The sequence below is a fragment of the Massilia aerilata genome (assembly GCF_042656905.1).
GTDB classification, from domain to species: domain Bacteria; phylum Pseudomonadota; class Gammaproteobacteria; order Burkholderiales; family Burkholderiaceae_D; genus Telluria; species Telluria aerilata.
On sequence record NZ_JBHSMZ010000024.1, the window covers coordinates 85681 to 99352 of the forward strand.

Genomic DNA, 13672 nt, shown 5'->3' on the forward strand with positions numbered 1-13672 from the left:
GCGCTCCTCGGTTCAGGCCTTGCGGGGGGCTTGCGGCTGGGCGGCGGGGGCCACGGCCGGCGACGGGATGCCGGCCGCGATCTTGATGGCCTTGCGGATGCGGCCGTACGTGCCGCAGCGGCAGATGTTGCCGGCCATGGCGCTGTCGATGTCGGCGTCGCTCGGCTTGGCGTTTGCCTGCAGCAGCGCGGTGGCCGACATGATCTGGCCCGACTGGCAGTAGCCGCACTGCACCACGTCGACCTGGCGCCAGGCGTCCTGCACCTTCGCACCCACGGGGTCGTTGCCGATCGCCTCGATGGTCGTGATCTTCTTGCCCGCCGCGCTGGAGACCGGCGTCACGCAGGAGCGGATCGGCTGGCCGTCCAGGTGCACGGTGCAGGCGCCGCACAGGGCGACCCCGCAGCCGAACTTGGTGCCGGTCAGGCCCATCACGTCGCGGATGGCCCACAGCAGGGGCATGTCGTCGGGGACGTCGAGATTGGTGGAGGTGCCGTTGATGTCGAGGGCGGGCATGGGAGGAACTCCTTCAGTGGCTTCAGTAGCGAATGAACAACTATAGGACAAAGGCGGATCAATACGGCGCACATATCCACCGCTTATCTTGGCTGCATAAAAAACAGGCATCCGCGCTTTTGGTGTATTCTAATGCCCATCGCAACAACGGCTTCACGCCAACTATGCCCGAGCACCCTGCTGACGTCCGCAGCGACGTCAAAACCCACCGGTCCCTCTTCGAACGGCTGACCGCCCTGATCTCCCCCGAGCCCGAAAATCGCGCCGAGCTGCTCGAAGTGCTGCACGACGCCCACGAACGCAACCTCATCGACGCCGACGCCCTCTCCATGATCGAAGGCGTGTTCCAGGTCTCCGACCTGTCGGTGCGCGACATCATGGTTCCGCGCTCGCAGATGGACGTCGTCGACATCAACAAGCCGATCGAGGAATGGCTGCCGATCGTGCTGGAAACGGCGCACTCGCGCTTCCCCGCCATCGAGGGCGAACGCGACAAGGTGGTCGGCATCCTGCTGGCCAAGGACCTGCTGCGCTACTACGCCGAAGAGTCCTTCGACGTGCGCGACATGCTGCGCCCGGCCATCTTCATCCCCGAATCGAAGCGCCTGAACGTGCTGCTGCGCGACTTCCGCGCGAACCACAACCACATGGCCATCGTGGTCGACGAGTACAGCGGCGTGGCCGGCCTGATCACCATCGAGGACGTGCTCGAACAGATCGTCGGCGACATCGAGGACGAGTACGACTTCGACGAGGAAGAGGACAACGTCCTGTCGATCAAGGAGGGTCAGCACGGCCCGCGCTGGCGCGTCAAGGCGCTCACCGAGATCGATCAGTTCAACGAAGAGATCGGGGTCGACCTGCCGGAAGACGACGTCGACACCATCGGCGGCCTGGTCGCCAGCCATCTGGGCCGCATGCCGCACAAGGGCGAGGTGTTCGACCTCGACAACCTGCGCTTCGAGGTGCTGCGCGCCGACGCCCGCCAGATCCACGTGCTGCTGGTCGAGAAGCTGCCGGTCTCCGAGAGCGACCACGATTAATCATTCCGTCGTTCCCGCGCAGGCGGGAACCCAAGTTTGCATGCGCACCGTCTGCCCGTCCAACTTGGGTCCCCGCCGGCGCGAGGAGTCGTTTCCGGCAATGCCGGGAACGACAAACTGACTAAGAAATGGACCCAAGCTTGATCCTGCGCCGCCGTAAACAGACCGCCACTGCCCCCGACCCGGCGCTGCGCGGCACCCGTCCCAGCTTCACCGCCCTCGCCTGCGCCGTCGTGGCCGGGGGCCTCAGCCTGTTCTCCTTCGAACCCTTCGGCTGGTGGCCGCTGCAGTTCCTGTCCCTGGCCTGGCTGTTCTACCAGGTCGGCATGGGCAGCTCGACCCGCCGCGCCACCTTATTGGGGTGGGCGTTCGGCTTCGGCTGGTCGGTGGCGGGCATGCACTGGCTGTACATCTTCATGACCCGCTTCGCGCACCTGCCGGCGGTGCTCGGCGCGATCGGGGTCGTCCTGCTGGGCCTTTACATGGGCCTGTTCGGCGCGCTCGCCACCGGCATCGCCACCTGGCTGCGGCGGCGCTGGTCGCTGCCGGTCAACGCCTTCCTGCTGCTGGTCCTGCCCATCCTGTGGGGCGTCAGCGAGTGGATGCGCGGCTGGGTCTTCACCGGCTTCCCGTGGGCGGCTTCCGGCTACGCGCACGATGGCGCACCGCTGGCCGGCTTCGCGCCGCTGATCGGCGTCTACGGCATCGGCGTGCTGGTGGCGATGTGCGCCGCCTGCCTGGTGATGCTGACCCAGCGCCATAAACTGCCCGCGCTCGCGCTGTTCGGCGCGCTGATGCTGGCCGGCGCCGGCCTGCGCACCATCGAGTGGACCCAGGTCACGGGCCAGCCGCTGACCGTGCGCCTGTTGCAGGGGAATATTCCGCAGGACCGCAAGTTCGACCTGGCCTTCCTGACCAGCATCCTCGAGACCTACCAGACGATGATCACGGCCGCACCAAGCGACCTGGTGGCGACGCCGGAAACCGCGATCCCGGTCTTCGCGCACAACCTGCCCCAGGGCTACCTGGAAGGCCTGCAGCGCTTCGCCGCGTCCAGCGGCAGCACGCTGGCGCTCGGCATGCCGCTGCTGGACGGTCCCGGCAAGTACTCGAACAGCCTGGTCACCGTGCCGCCGCAGCCGCAGTCGCAGTCGAATGGACAAACCCGGGCCTACCGCTACGACAAGGCCCACCTGGTGCCCTTCGGCGAATTCATCCCTCTCGGGTTCCGCTGGTTCACCGACATGCTGAACATCCCGCTGAACGACGCCACCCGCGGCGCGGCGCTGCAGGCGCCCTTCGCCGTGAAGGACCAGCTGGTGCTGCCGAATATCTGCTACGAAGACGTGTTCGGCGAAGAGATCGCCTACCAGCTGCGCAATGCGCCGCGCCCGGCGACGATGCTGCTGAACGTGTCGAACCTGTCGTGGTACGGCCAGTCGACCGCGATCCCGCAGCACCTGCAGATCTCGCGCATGCGCACGCTGGAAACCGGGCGCCCGATGCTGCGCGCGACCAATGACGGCGCCACCGCCGTCATCGACCACCGCGGCCACATCGCGCAGGTGCTGCCCTTCTATAAAGAGGGCGTGCTGAGCGCCACCGTGCAGGGCACCGCCGGCATGACGCCGTATATCCGCTGCGGGAACACCCTGTTCCTCGGCCTCGGCATGCTGGGCCTGGCCGGCGCCTGGTTGAGCGGCAGGATGCGCAAGCGTGGTTAGAATTCGCGATTCGTTTCGAGTCAGCCGTGAAAACCCGCTAAAATTGGCCTTTTAGCAAACTCACCGTGTTCGCGGCCCGCGTGCCCGAAGCCGACATACAGCTCCACGCCGATATAGATTTAAGCCGATACGATGCTCACATTCCAACAAATCATCCTGACCTTGCAAACCTACTGGGACAAGCAAGGTTGCGCCCTGCTCCAGCCGTACGACATGGAAGTCGGCGCGGGCACCTTCCACACCGGCACCTTCCTGCGCGCGATCGGACCCGAGCCCTGGCGCGCCGCCTACGTCCAGCCTTCGCGCCGTCCGAAGGATGGCCGCTACGGCGAGAACCCGAACCGCCTGCAGCATTACTACCAGTACCAGGTGGTGCTCAAGCCGGCGCCGGAAAACATCCTCGACCTCTATCTCGGCTCCCTGGCCGCACTGGGCCTGGACCTGAAGAAGAACGACGTCCGCTTCGTCGAGGACGACTGGGAAAGCCCGACCCTGGGCGCCTGGGGCCTGGGCTGGGAAGTCTGGCTGAACGGCATGGAAGTCACCCAGTTCACCTACTTCCAGCAGGTCGGCGGCCTGGATTGCAAGCCGGTGCTGGGCGAGATCACCTACGGCATCGAGCGTCTGGCGATGTACCTGCAGGGCGTGGAAAACGTCTATGACCTGGTGTGGACCGAGTGGGAAGAAAACGGCGTCACCAGGCGCCTGTCCTACGGCGACGTGTTCCACCAGAACGAGGTCGAGCAGTCGACCTACAACTTCGAGCACTCGAACACCGAGCTGCTGTTCCAGGCTTTTAATAATCACGAGTCCGAAGCCAAGCGCCTGATCGAGCTGGAACTGACCTTGCCGGCCTACGAGCAGATCATGAAGGCTTCGCACAGCTTCAACCTGCTGGATGCGCGCGGCGCGATCTCCGTCACCGAACGCGCCGCCTACATCGGCCGCGTGCGTACGCTGTCGCGCCTGGTCGCCCAGGCCTATTACGATTCGCGCGAGAAGCTCGGCTTTCCCATGCTGCCGAAATCGCCCGAAATCGACGCCGCCGAAGTCAAGGTCGGCTGAGTCCAGAACAAACAACAGAACACCATGAACCAGACCTTACTTGTCGAACTGCAGACCGAAGAGCTGCCGCCGAAAGCCCTCGTCAAACTGGGCGCCGCTTTTGCGAACGGCATCGCCAATGGCCTGAAGGCGCGCGACTTCCTGGAAGCCGACAGCGTCGTCACCACCTACGCCACCCCGCGCCGCCTGGCGGTGTCGATCACCAATGTCCGTCCGACCTCGCCGGACAAGGCGATCCGCGAAAAAGTGCTGCCGGTTGCGGTGGCCCTGGACAAGGACGGCAAGCCGACCGCGCCGCTGGCCAAGAAGCTGGCCGCGCTGGGCTTCCCCGACCTCCAGATCGCGGACCTCGAACGCGCCCAGGACGGCAAGGCCGAGAGCTTCTTCTACAGCCACACCGCGCCGGGCAGCCAGCTGGCCGAAGGCCTGCAGCCGGTGCTGGAGGAAGCTGTCGCCAAGCTGCCGATCCCGAAAGTCATGAGCTACCAGCGCCCGGATGGCGAGACCGTGCAGTTCGTGCGCCCGGTGCATACCCTGCTGGCCCTGCACGGCGATGCCGTGGTGCCGCTGTCCCTGCTCGGGCTGGCCGCCGGCCGCGCCACCCTGGGCCACCGTTTCCTTTCCGATGGCCAGTCCTTCGACATCGCCGAAGCAAGCCAGTACGCCGCCGCGCTGAAGGACCAGGGCAAGGTGGTCGCCAGCTCCGACGAGCGCAAGGAAACCATCCGCACCCAGCTGCTGGCCAAGGCCGGCGCCGACCAGGTGCTGATGCCGGAAGCGCTGCTGGATGAAGTCACCGCCCTGGTCGAATGGCCGGTGGTGTACGAGTGCAGGTTCGAGGACGTGTTCCTGGCGGTGCCGCAGGAATGCCTGATCCTGACCATGCAGACCAACCAGAAATACTTCGCGCTGACCGACAATGACGGCAAGCTGCGCTCGCGCTTCCTGATCGTCTCCAACATTGCGACCGACGACCCGGCCGCCATCGTCGGCGGCAACGAGCGCGTGGTGCGTCCGCGCCTGTCGGACGCCAAGTTCTTCTTCGAGCAGGACAAGAAGAAGCCGCTGGCCTCGCGCCTGCCGCTGCTGGCCAACGTGGTCTACCACAACAAGCTGGGCACCCAGCTGGAACGCACCCAGCGCGTGACCCGCCTGGCGTCGAACATCGCCCAGCGCCTCGGCTACGACGTGGCCCTGGCCGAGCGCGGCGCCCAGCTGGCCAAGGCCGACCTGCTGACCGACATGGTCGGCGAGTTCCCCGAGCTGCAGGGCATCATGGGCACCTATTACGCGCGCAACGACGGCGAGAACGAGGAAGTGGCGCTGGCCGCCTCGGAGCACTACCAGCCGCGCTTCTCTGGCGACGCCCTGCCGGCGACGAATACCGGCCTGGCCGTGGCGCTGGCCGACAAGCTGGAAACCCTGGTCGGCATCTGGGCCATCGGCCTGCAGCCGACCGGCGAGAAGGACCCGTTCGCGCTGCGCCGCCATGCGCTGGGCGTGACCCGCATGCTGCTCGAGAAGCGCCTGGCGCTGCCGATCTCCGCGCTGCTGGCCGACGCCGTGGCGACCTTCGAAGGCCAGGCCGGCTTCAAGGACCCGAGCGTCGAGGTCACCGCCTTCATGCTGGACCGCCTGCGCGGCCTGCTGCGCGACCGCGGCTTCTCGCCGAACGAGGTGGAAGCGGTGCTGGCCCAGAATCCGGACCGCGTCGACGACGTGGTGCAGCGCCTGGAAGCCGTGCAGTCCTTCGCCGCCCTGCCGGAAAGCGCCTCGCTGGCCGCCGCCAACAAGCGCATCACCAATATCCTCAAGAAGAACGAGGACGCGCTGGCGCAGGCCGGCTCCGTGAATCCGGCGCTGCTGCAGGACGAGGCCGAGAAGAAGCTGTACGCCAGCGTGCAGCGCGTGCAGCCGGAAGTGGACGCGGCCTTCGAGCGCGGCGACTTCAGCGGCACCCTGAAGACCCTGGCCCAGCTGCGCGACGACGTCGACGCCTTCTTCAACGACGTGATGGTGATGGCCGAAGACGTCCAGCTCCGCAACAACCGCCTGGCCCTGCTCGCCATCCTGCACCGCATGATGAACCGCGTGGCCGACATCTCGAAACTGGCAGCATGAAACTCGTCATCCTCGACCGGGACGGGGTCATCAACCATGACTCCCCCGAATTCATCAAGTCGCCGGCCGAGTGGATCCCGATTCCGGGATCGCTCGAGGCGATCGCACGCCTGAACCAGGCCGGCTACCGCGTGGTGGTGGCGTCGAACCAGTCGGGCATCGCGCGCGAGCTGTTCGACATCACCACGCTGAATGCGATCCACCAGAAGATGCATGCGGCGGCCCAGCTGGTGGGCGCCGACATCGACGCCATCTTCTTCTGCCCGCACGCCGCGATCGACAACTGCGATTGCAGGAAGCCGAAAGCCGGCATGTTCGAGGAGATCAGCAAGCGCTTCAAGCTCAGTTTGAAGGGCGTGCCGACCGTCGGCGATTCGCTGCGCGACCTGCAGGCCGGCTTCATCAGCGGCTGCACGCCCTACCTGGTCCTGACCGGCAAGGGCGAAAAGACCCAGGCCACCGGCGGCCTGCCGCCCGGCACCCAGGTCTTCCCCGACCTGGGGGCGATGGTCACCGCCTTCCTGAAGCAATCTGCCTCTAGCCCGACTGCCGCCTGATCTGCTAAGCTGAGCCGAGCCTGGCCGCGCTCCACTGAGCCCGGCCACGCTGCCGTCCTTACGTCCCGGAGACCCTTCTTGCGTACTGCCACCCTGTTCCTGCGCTCCCTGTTGTTCACGATCGTCATGGTGGTCGCCACCGTCGTGTGGGCCTGCGTCTGCTTCCTCGCGGCGCCCTTCAAATACAACACGCGGTTCTGGATTACTTCGCGCTGGAACGTCTTCATCATCTGGTGCGCCAAGGTCCTGTGCGGCATCCGCTACGAATTCAAGGGCTACGACAACCTGCCGGACGGACCGGCGATCCTGCTGTCGAAGCACCAGTCGGCGTGGGAGACCATCTTCCTGCTGCCGAACATGACGCATCCGCTGGTCTTCGTCTTCAAGAAGGAAATCCTCTACATCCCCTTCTTCGGCTGGGCCATGGCGCTGCTGCGCATGATCCCGATCGACCGCAAGCAGGGCAAGAACGCGTTTTCCAACGTGGTCAGGCACGGCAAGCGCCGCCTCGCCGACGGCCAGTGGATCATCATGTTCCCCGAAGGGACCCGCATCCCGGTCGGCCAGAAGGGCAAGTACAAGAGCGGCGGCACGCGCCTGGCCATCGAAACCGGCGCCGTGGTGGTCCCGATCGCACATAATTCAGGCGAGTGCTGGCCGAAGAATTCCTTCATCAAGCGCCCCGGCCTGATCACCGTCTCGATCGGCAAGCCGCTTTCGCCGGAAAACCACACTCCCGACAGTCTGATGCAAGAGGTCGAAAATTGGATAGAATCGGAAATGCGCGTCATTTCGCCCCACGCCTACTAAGGTACCTGAACGAGTTGGGGGCGCCGACGACAGCACCATCGAAAGTACCATCGGCACCATCGGCACCATCGCTGCAGCCCGCCATGACCTCCCCCCAGACCGACGCGTCGCAGCCCGAGCTGTTCGCGCAAGAACTGTTTGCGGCGTTCAAGCCCGCCGCATCGCCAACCGCGCCGCACAAGGCGCCGGCGCCGCTGTTCAAGGCGCCCACCCGGCCCACCCCCACCCTGCCGGTGCCGCCGGTCGGCCCCAACGATGCGCCGCTGCGCAAGATCCAGCTCGGATCGCACACCGTCCATTACGTGCTGCGCCGCTCGGCGCGCCGCTCCCACGGCTTCATGATCAGCGACGAGGGACTGCACGTGACCTCGCCGCGCCGTGCGCCGCTGGACGACGTCGAACGCGCCATCCGCGCCAAGCAGAACTGGATCCTGACCAAGCTGTTCGAACGCAGCGAACGGCGCAGCATGCGCGCCGAGCGTGCGCCAGTGGCCTGGGTCGATGGCGCCAGGCTGCCCTACCTGGACGCCGACATCGTGCTGCGCCTGCAGGAAGCCGCCCGCAGCCACTGTGTGTTCGATCCCGAAGCGCGCGAGCTGCGCGTGGGCGTGACGCCGGGACTGGAGGAGTGGCAGATCCGCGAACGCGTGAAGCTGTGGTTCCAGGGCGAGGCCAGGCGCCTGTTCGGCGAGCGCCTGGACCTGTATGCGCCGCGCGTCGGCGTCACCTACAGCGCGTTCGCGCTGTCTTCGGCCGGCACCCGCTGGGGCTCCTGCACGGTGACCGGGAATATCCGCCTGAACTGGAAGCTGGTGCACTACCCGCTGGCGCTGCTGGATTACGTGGTGGTGCACGAACTGGCCCACCTGCGCGAAATGAACCACAGCCCGGCATTCTGGGCGGTGGTGGGCGAGGTGTTCCCGGATTATGAGGGCGCCAAGGCGGGGCTCAAGAAGCGGTCGATCGAGATGCCGGTTCTCTTTCCGGACGATTGAACAGCGTTGGCACGTGGTGCCCACCCTACGATCGTCGCATGTAGGGTGGGCTCCCGGAGCCCACGCATGACATTCGAAAAATCAGGCGGTGGCGCGCATTTGAAGCTCACCCGCCGCGCGCGCCGCGGCAATCCCCTTCATCGCATCGACCTCTTTCGCGTTCAGGCAGCGGAAGGGAATCGGCAGCGTGCCGCGCTTGAGCACCATCATGAAGCCATTCGTGTAAGTCCGGATGCGCGCCACGTCCTCCCAGCCGATCAGGGTCACGCCGGTATCGCTGGTGCGCACGATGCCATGCTGGTCGATGCTGAATTCGTAGGTGCGGCGCCCGCGCTGCAGCAGCACGAAGTGCAGGCCGGCCGCCAGCGTGCTCTTGATGCGCAGGTAGAGGCCCATCGGCCACTGGATATGGCGGCGGCGGATCAGGTAACCGCCGTGCTCCCACATGAAGCGCATGTACTCCATCAGGGAATAACGGACCCAGAAATGCAGGCTGTGAGCAGCAGCAGGCGGGTGCACCACAGGTATCGGCGCCGGCGGCATTGCGTCGGCTCCCAGATCCGGCATCATTTCAGGCGCGTCCATGAGCGCAACGCCACCATCCACGTTGCCGCCTGCTCGCGCACGATTAGACCACAACATGTGCATCCCCTTTCGTTATCAAAGCTAAAGAGAATGGTAACAAAAGCTATGCAATAAGTTGTCGCAAGAGTTCAACAGTGCGCAGGGTCGCACCACGATGGCGTTTGGCGAAGCGCAGAGCATGTTCACTCATCCGTGCGCGGGCGCCGTCGTCGCTCAGCAGCCGGACCGCCTCGCCCATCAATGCGCCGGCATCCGGCACGCGCAGGGCCGCGCCGGCGGCGACGGCTTCCTCGGTCGCCTGCAGGAAGTTGAAGGTGTGCTCGCCGACCAGCACCGGCTTGCCGACGGCGCAGGCCTCGATCAGGTTCTGGCCGCCCAGCGGCAGCAGGCTGCCGCCGATGAAGGCGCAGTCGCAGGCCGCAAAGTAAGCGAACATCTCGCCCATCGAATCGCCGAGCAGGACATCGGCGCTCACCTGTTCCGTAAGCGCCGACCTGCGCGCCAGGCTCAGGCCGCGTTCCTCGGCCAAACGCGCAACCTCGTCGAAGCGCTGCGGATGGCGCGGCACCAGCAGGAGCAGCATGCCGGGCGGCTTGTCCGCCAGCGCGCGATACGCGTCGAGGATCAGCGCTTCCTCGCCCTCGCGGGTCGAGGCGCACAGCAGCACCAGGCGCCGGGCGAAATGCGAACGCAGCATGGCGCCGGTCTGCAGCGCCGCATCGGGCGGGACCACGTCGAACTTGATGCTGCCGGTGACGGCCACCCGCGGCGCGCCCAGCGAGGCGATGCGGGCCGCGTCAGCCTCGGTCTGGGCCGCCGCCAGCGTGATGCCGCGCGCCGCTTCCATCATGATGCCGCCGAAGCGCTGGCCGCGCCGAAGCGAGCGTTCCGACAGGCGCGCATTCACCAGCGCCACCGGCACGCCATGGTCCTCGCAGCCGGCAATCAGATTCGGCCAGACCTCGGTCTCCATCAAAATGCAGACGGAGGGCGAAAAATGGCGCAGGAAGCGCCCGACCATGAAGCCGGTATCGTAGGGCAGGAAGGATTGCATCACCCGTTCCCCATGCTTGCCGAACAGCGCCTTGCCGGTCGCGCGGCCGGTCGGCGTCATGTGGGTCAGCAGGATGCGGCAATCGGGCCAGGCGCGCAGCAGGGCCTCGACCAGGGGCTCGGCGGCGCGGGTCTCGCCCACCGACACCGCGTGGACCATGATCGTGCGGCGCAGCTGCTGGTCTGGCCGCAGCGTCGGGCCATAGTAGCCGAAGCGCTCGCCCAGGTGCCGGCGGTAGCCCGGCTCCTTGCGCCCGCGCCACCACAGGCGGCCCAGCACCAGCGGCATCGCCAGCCACCACAGGAAGGAATACAGGAGGCGCATCAGGACTGCTCCAGCAGGCGCTGCGCGGCGAGGATCACCTCCCCGCTCGACGGCGGATGGCCGGTATCGCCCAGGTTGACGATGCGCGGCGACCAGTTGCCCTCGGTCTTCCAGCGCGGCGAATCGGCGTAGATCTCGACCGTCGGCCGCACGAAAGCCGCGGCGATGTGGGTCAGGCCGGTGTCGACGCCGACCGCCAGCGCCGCATGGCGCGCCAGCTCGACCGCATCCATCATCGAGAGCCTGGGCAGCACGCTCGCATTCGGCAGTCCGGCAGCCAGGCGCTCGGCTTCTTCCTTTTCCTTCGGTGAGCCCCAGGGCAGCAGCACGGGCATCGGCGCCAGCGCCTGGCCCAGTGCGATCCAGTCGGTGGCCGCCCACTTCTTGGCATCGCGCGCGGTCCCGTGGAAGAACACGGCGTAATCTCCGGCCGGCATCCAGTCCGGGCGGCGCGCCGGGTCGGGCGCGGGCAGGCCGAAATCGGGCGGGCTGTCGATCGCATAGCCGAGCGCCGCGGCCGCCACCTCGCGGCCGCGCTGCACCGCATGCGTGCGCGGCGCCACCGGGATGCTGCGGCTGTGGAAGATGCGCGAGACGCCTTCGTAGCCGGAGTCCTCGGTGCCGTTGGCCATGCCGACCTTCTGGCCGCCCGGGCGTACGCGCGCGGCGGCCATGATGATGCCGGTCTTGATCAGGCCCTGGGTATCGAACACGTAGTCGTACTGTTCCGCGCGCAGGTCGCGGAAGAAGCCGCGCAGTTCGGCGCGCACGGCCTTGTCTCTCAAGCCCTTTTTCCAGCGGCGCAAGGCGAACGGGATCACCTTGCGCACGTGCGGATTCAGGCGCACCAGGCTGACATAGCCCTCTTCCACCACCCAGTCGATCTGGGCGCCGGGATGGTGGCGCAGGATGTCGGCCACCATTGGCAGGTTGTGCAGGACGTCGCCCAGGGACGACACCCGCACCAGCAGGATCTTCAACTTCTACTCACTCAGAACGGCAGATGGGCGTCGGGCCTGGCGGCCAGGATCACGCGGGCGAATTCCTTCTGGATGCGCTCGAGCGCTTCCGGGGTCTCGCCTTCGAAGCGCAGCACCACCACCGGGGTCGTGTTCGAGCCGCGCGCCAGGCCGAAGCCGTCCGGATACTCGACGCGCAGGCCGTCGATGTCCACCACGCGGTCGGCGCCCGGGAATTTCGCGTCGGTGCGGAGCTTCTCGATCAGCGCGAAGTTCTCGCCTTCCTGCAGGTGCAAATGCAGCTCCGGCGTGCTGCTGGCCTTCGGCAGCGCGTTCAGCACCGCCGACGGATCTGCTTCACGGGTCAGGATCTCGAGCAGGCGCGCGCCCGTGTACAGGCCGTCATCGAAGCCGAACCAGCGCTCCTTCCAGAAGATGTGGCCGCTCATCTCGCCGCCCAGCGGGGCGCCGGTTTCCTTCAGCTTGGCCTTGACCAGCGAGTGGCCGGTCTTCCACATCAGCGGGCGGCCGCCGTGCTGCTCGATCCAGGGGCCGAGGTGGCGCGTGCACTTGACGTCGTAGAGGATCTCGGCGCCAGGGTTGCGCGACAGGACGTCGGCGGCAAACAGCATCATCTGGCGGTCCGGGAAGATGATCTGGCCATCCTTGGTGACCACGCCGAGGCGGTCGCCGTCGCCGTCGAAGGCCAGGCCGAGTTCCGCATCGCCATTCTTCACGGCGGCGATCAGGTCTTCCAGGTTTTCCGGATGGGCCGGATCCGGGTGGTGGTTCGGGAAGTGGCCGTCGACTTCGCAGAACAGTTCCGTCACTTCGCAGCCCATGGCGCGATACAGCTCGCCGACGAAGGCGCCGGCCACGCCGTTGCCGGCATCGACCGCGATCTTGATCGGGCGTGCGATCTTGACGTCGGCGGCGATGCGCTGGATGTATTCGTCCTTGATATCGTGCGTGGCATAGGCGCCCTGGGCGGCCGCCGGCTTGAAGTCGCCGCGCTCGATGGCCTGGTACAGCGCCTGGATCGCGTCGCCGTAGATCGCTTCGCCTGCCAGCACCATCTTGAAGCCGTTGTAGTCGGGCGGGTTATGGCTGCCGGTGACCATGATGCCGCTGCGCGCGCCCAGCACGTTGGTGGCGAAGTACACCATCGGCGTCGCGACCATGCCGAGGTCGATCACGTCGACGCCGGCTTCGCGCAGGCCCTCGGCCAGCGCTTGCGCCAGGCTGGGGCCGGACAGGCGGCCATCACGGCCGATCACGACCTTGTGTTCCCCCTTCGCCAGGGCCGCCGCGCCGAATGCCTGGCCGATCTTCCTCGCGATACCGGCGTCGAGCGTACTGTCGAGCACGCCGCGGATGTCATATGCCTTGAAGATCGTTTTCGAGAGAGGGACCATTGCCTATACCTTGAAGGAAAAAGAGCTTCATTGTAATGGCAAGCAGGAGGCTTGGGAACGACGAGCGGCAATCGGAACCGATGCCGGAATTCCGCCGCCGCGGTGCAGGCGGCGGCGAATGCGGGAATGAATCAGACGCGCAGTTTGTCCAGCGATTTACCGCCGTCGACCCATTCCTTGACCCATTTCGGCTGGCGGCCGCGGCCGGTCCACTGCTGGGATTCATTGTCCGGATTACGGAAACGGACGGCAACCGAACCCGAGCCCGATTTGCCGCCCGACTTGGCGCCGCGGCCGCCGGTGGCGATCAGGTCTTTCAGGGGAAGGCCCACGCTTTGCGCGATTGCCATGATCTGTTCGCGCGCTTTTTGCAGATCCTGTTGCTCACGCTGTTTCATCTCCTGCTTGATCTGCTCCTGCAGGTTGCGCAAATCGCCCAAGGACATATTAGACAGATCCATCGTCGTTCCTTTATCAATGTTAAGTTGAAACAGATTTTCACTA

The 13672-nt window shown here is 66.2% G+C and carries 13 protein-coding genes; 7 read left to right on the top strand and 6 right to left on the bottom strand.

Features of this window, described 5'->3' with window-relative positions; translation table 11 throughout:
- Window positions 1–12 precede the first annotated feature (12 nt).
- On the bottom strand, window positions 13–516 hold the full coding sequence (locus tag ACFPO9_RS23830) for a (2Fe-2S)-binding protein (protein WP_379775834.1): 504 nt from the start codon (window positions 514–516) through the stop codon (window positions 13–15).
- 164 nt (window positions 517–680) lie between these two features.
- Between ACFPO9_RS23830 and ACFPO9_RS23835 the strand changes: the two genes are divergently transcribed.
- The 7 genes from ACFPO9_RS23835 (at window position 681) to ACFPO9_RS23865 (ending at window position 8831) form a co-directional block, all read left to right on the top strand.
- Complete coding sequence (locus ACFPO9_RS23835) at window positions 681–1559, top strand: HlyC/CorC family transporter (RefSeq protein WP_379775837.1); 879 nt, start codon at window positions 681–683, stop codon at window positions 1557–1559.
- Window positions 1560–1687: 128 nt separating this feature from the next.
- A complete protein-coding gene (gene lnt / locus ACFPO9_RS23840; protein WP_379775840.1) occupies window positions 1688–3283 on the top strand; it encodes an apolipoprotein N-acyltransferase in 1596 nt (531 codons plus the stop codon).
- Window positions 3284–3415: 132 nt separating this feature from the next.
- Complete coding sequence (glyQ, locus tag ACFPO9_RS23845; RefSeq protein ID WP_379775843.1) at window positions 3416–4348, top strand: glycine--tRNA ligase subunit alpha; 933 nt, start codon at window positions 3416–3418, stop codon at window positions 4346–4348.
- A gap of 24 nt (window positions 4349–4372) precedes the next feature.
- Window positions 4373–6469, top strand: coding sequence for a glycine--tRNA ligase subunit beta (gene glyS, locus ACFPO9_RS23850; protein WP_379775846.1), 2097 nt, complete (start codon window positions 4373–4375; stop codon window positions 6467–6469).
- Window positions 6466–7026, top strand: a complete 561-nt coding sequence (gene gmhB, locus ACFPO9_RS23855; RefSeq protein ID WP_379775849.1) for a D-glycero-beta-D-manno-heptose 1,7-bisphosphate 7-phosphatase — start codon at window positions 6466–6468, stop codon at window positions 7024–7026. The genes glyS and gmhB overlap by 4 nt, the downstream gene beginning before the upstream one ends.
- Window positions 7027–7104: 78 nt before the next feature.
- Window positions 7105–7836 (top strand): lysophospholipid acyltransferase family protein, encoded by a 732-nt coding sequence (locus ACFPO9_RS23860; RefSeq protein WP_379775852.1) that lies wholly within the window; start codon window positions 7105–7107, stop codon window positions 7834–7836.
- Window positions 7837–7919: 83 nt separating this feature from the next.
- Window positions 7920–8831: a M48 family metallopeptidase gene (locus ACFPO9_RS23865; protein WP_379775854.1), complete on the top strand. Its 912-nt coding sequence runs from the start codon at window positions 7920–7922 to the stop codon at window positions 8829–8831.
- Between the two features lie 81 nt (window positions 8832–8912).
- Here the strand turns inward: ACFPO9_RS23865 and ACFPO9_RS23870 are convergent, their stop codons facing one another.
- The 5 genes from ACFPO9_RS23870 to ACFPO9_RS23890 form a co-directional block, all read right to left on the bottom strand.
- Window positions 8913–9416, bottom strand: coding sequence for a YcxB family protein (locus ACFPO9_RS23870; protein ID WP_379775856.1), 504 nt, complete (start codon window positions 9414–9416; stop codon window positions 8913–8915).
- A gap of 103 nt (window positions 9417–9519) precedes the next feature.
- Window positions 9520–10794 (bottom strand): lipid IV(A) 3-deoxy-D-manno-octulosonic acid transferase, encoded by a 1275-nt coding sequence (waaA, locus tag ACFPO9_RS23875; protein ID WP_379775859.1) that lies wholly within the window; start codon window positions 10792–10794, stop codon window positions 9520–9522.
- Complete coding sequence (waaC, locus tag ACFPO9_RS23880; RefSeq protein ID WP_379775862.1) at window positions 10794–11774, bottom strand: lipopolysaccharide heptosyltransferase I; 981 nt, start codon at window positions 11772–11774, stop codon at window positions 10794–10796. The genes waaA and waaC overlap by 1 nt, the downstream gene beginning before the upstream one ends.
- An 11-nt stretch (window positions 11775–11785) precedes the next feature.
- Complete coding sequence (locus tag ACFPO9_RS23885) at window positions 11786–13168, bottom strand: phosphomannomutase/phosphoglucomutase (protein WP_379775864.1); 1383 nt, start codon at window positions 13166–13168, stop codon at window positions 11786–11788.
- A gap of 131 nt (window positions 13169–13299) precedes the next feature.
- Window positions 13300–13629 carry an H-NS histone family protein gene (locus ACFPO9_RS23890; protein ID WP_379775867.1) on the bottom strand — a complete coding sequence of 110 codons (330 nt, stop codon included), beginning with the start codon at window positions 13627–13629 and terminating at the stop codon, window positions 13300–13302.
- Window positions 13630–13672 lie beyond the last annotated feature (43 nt).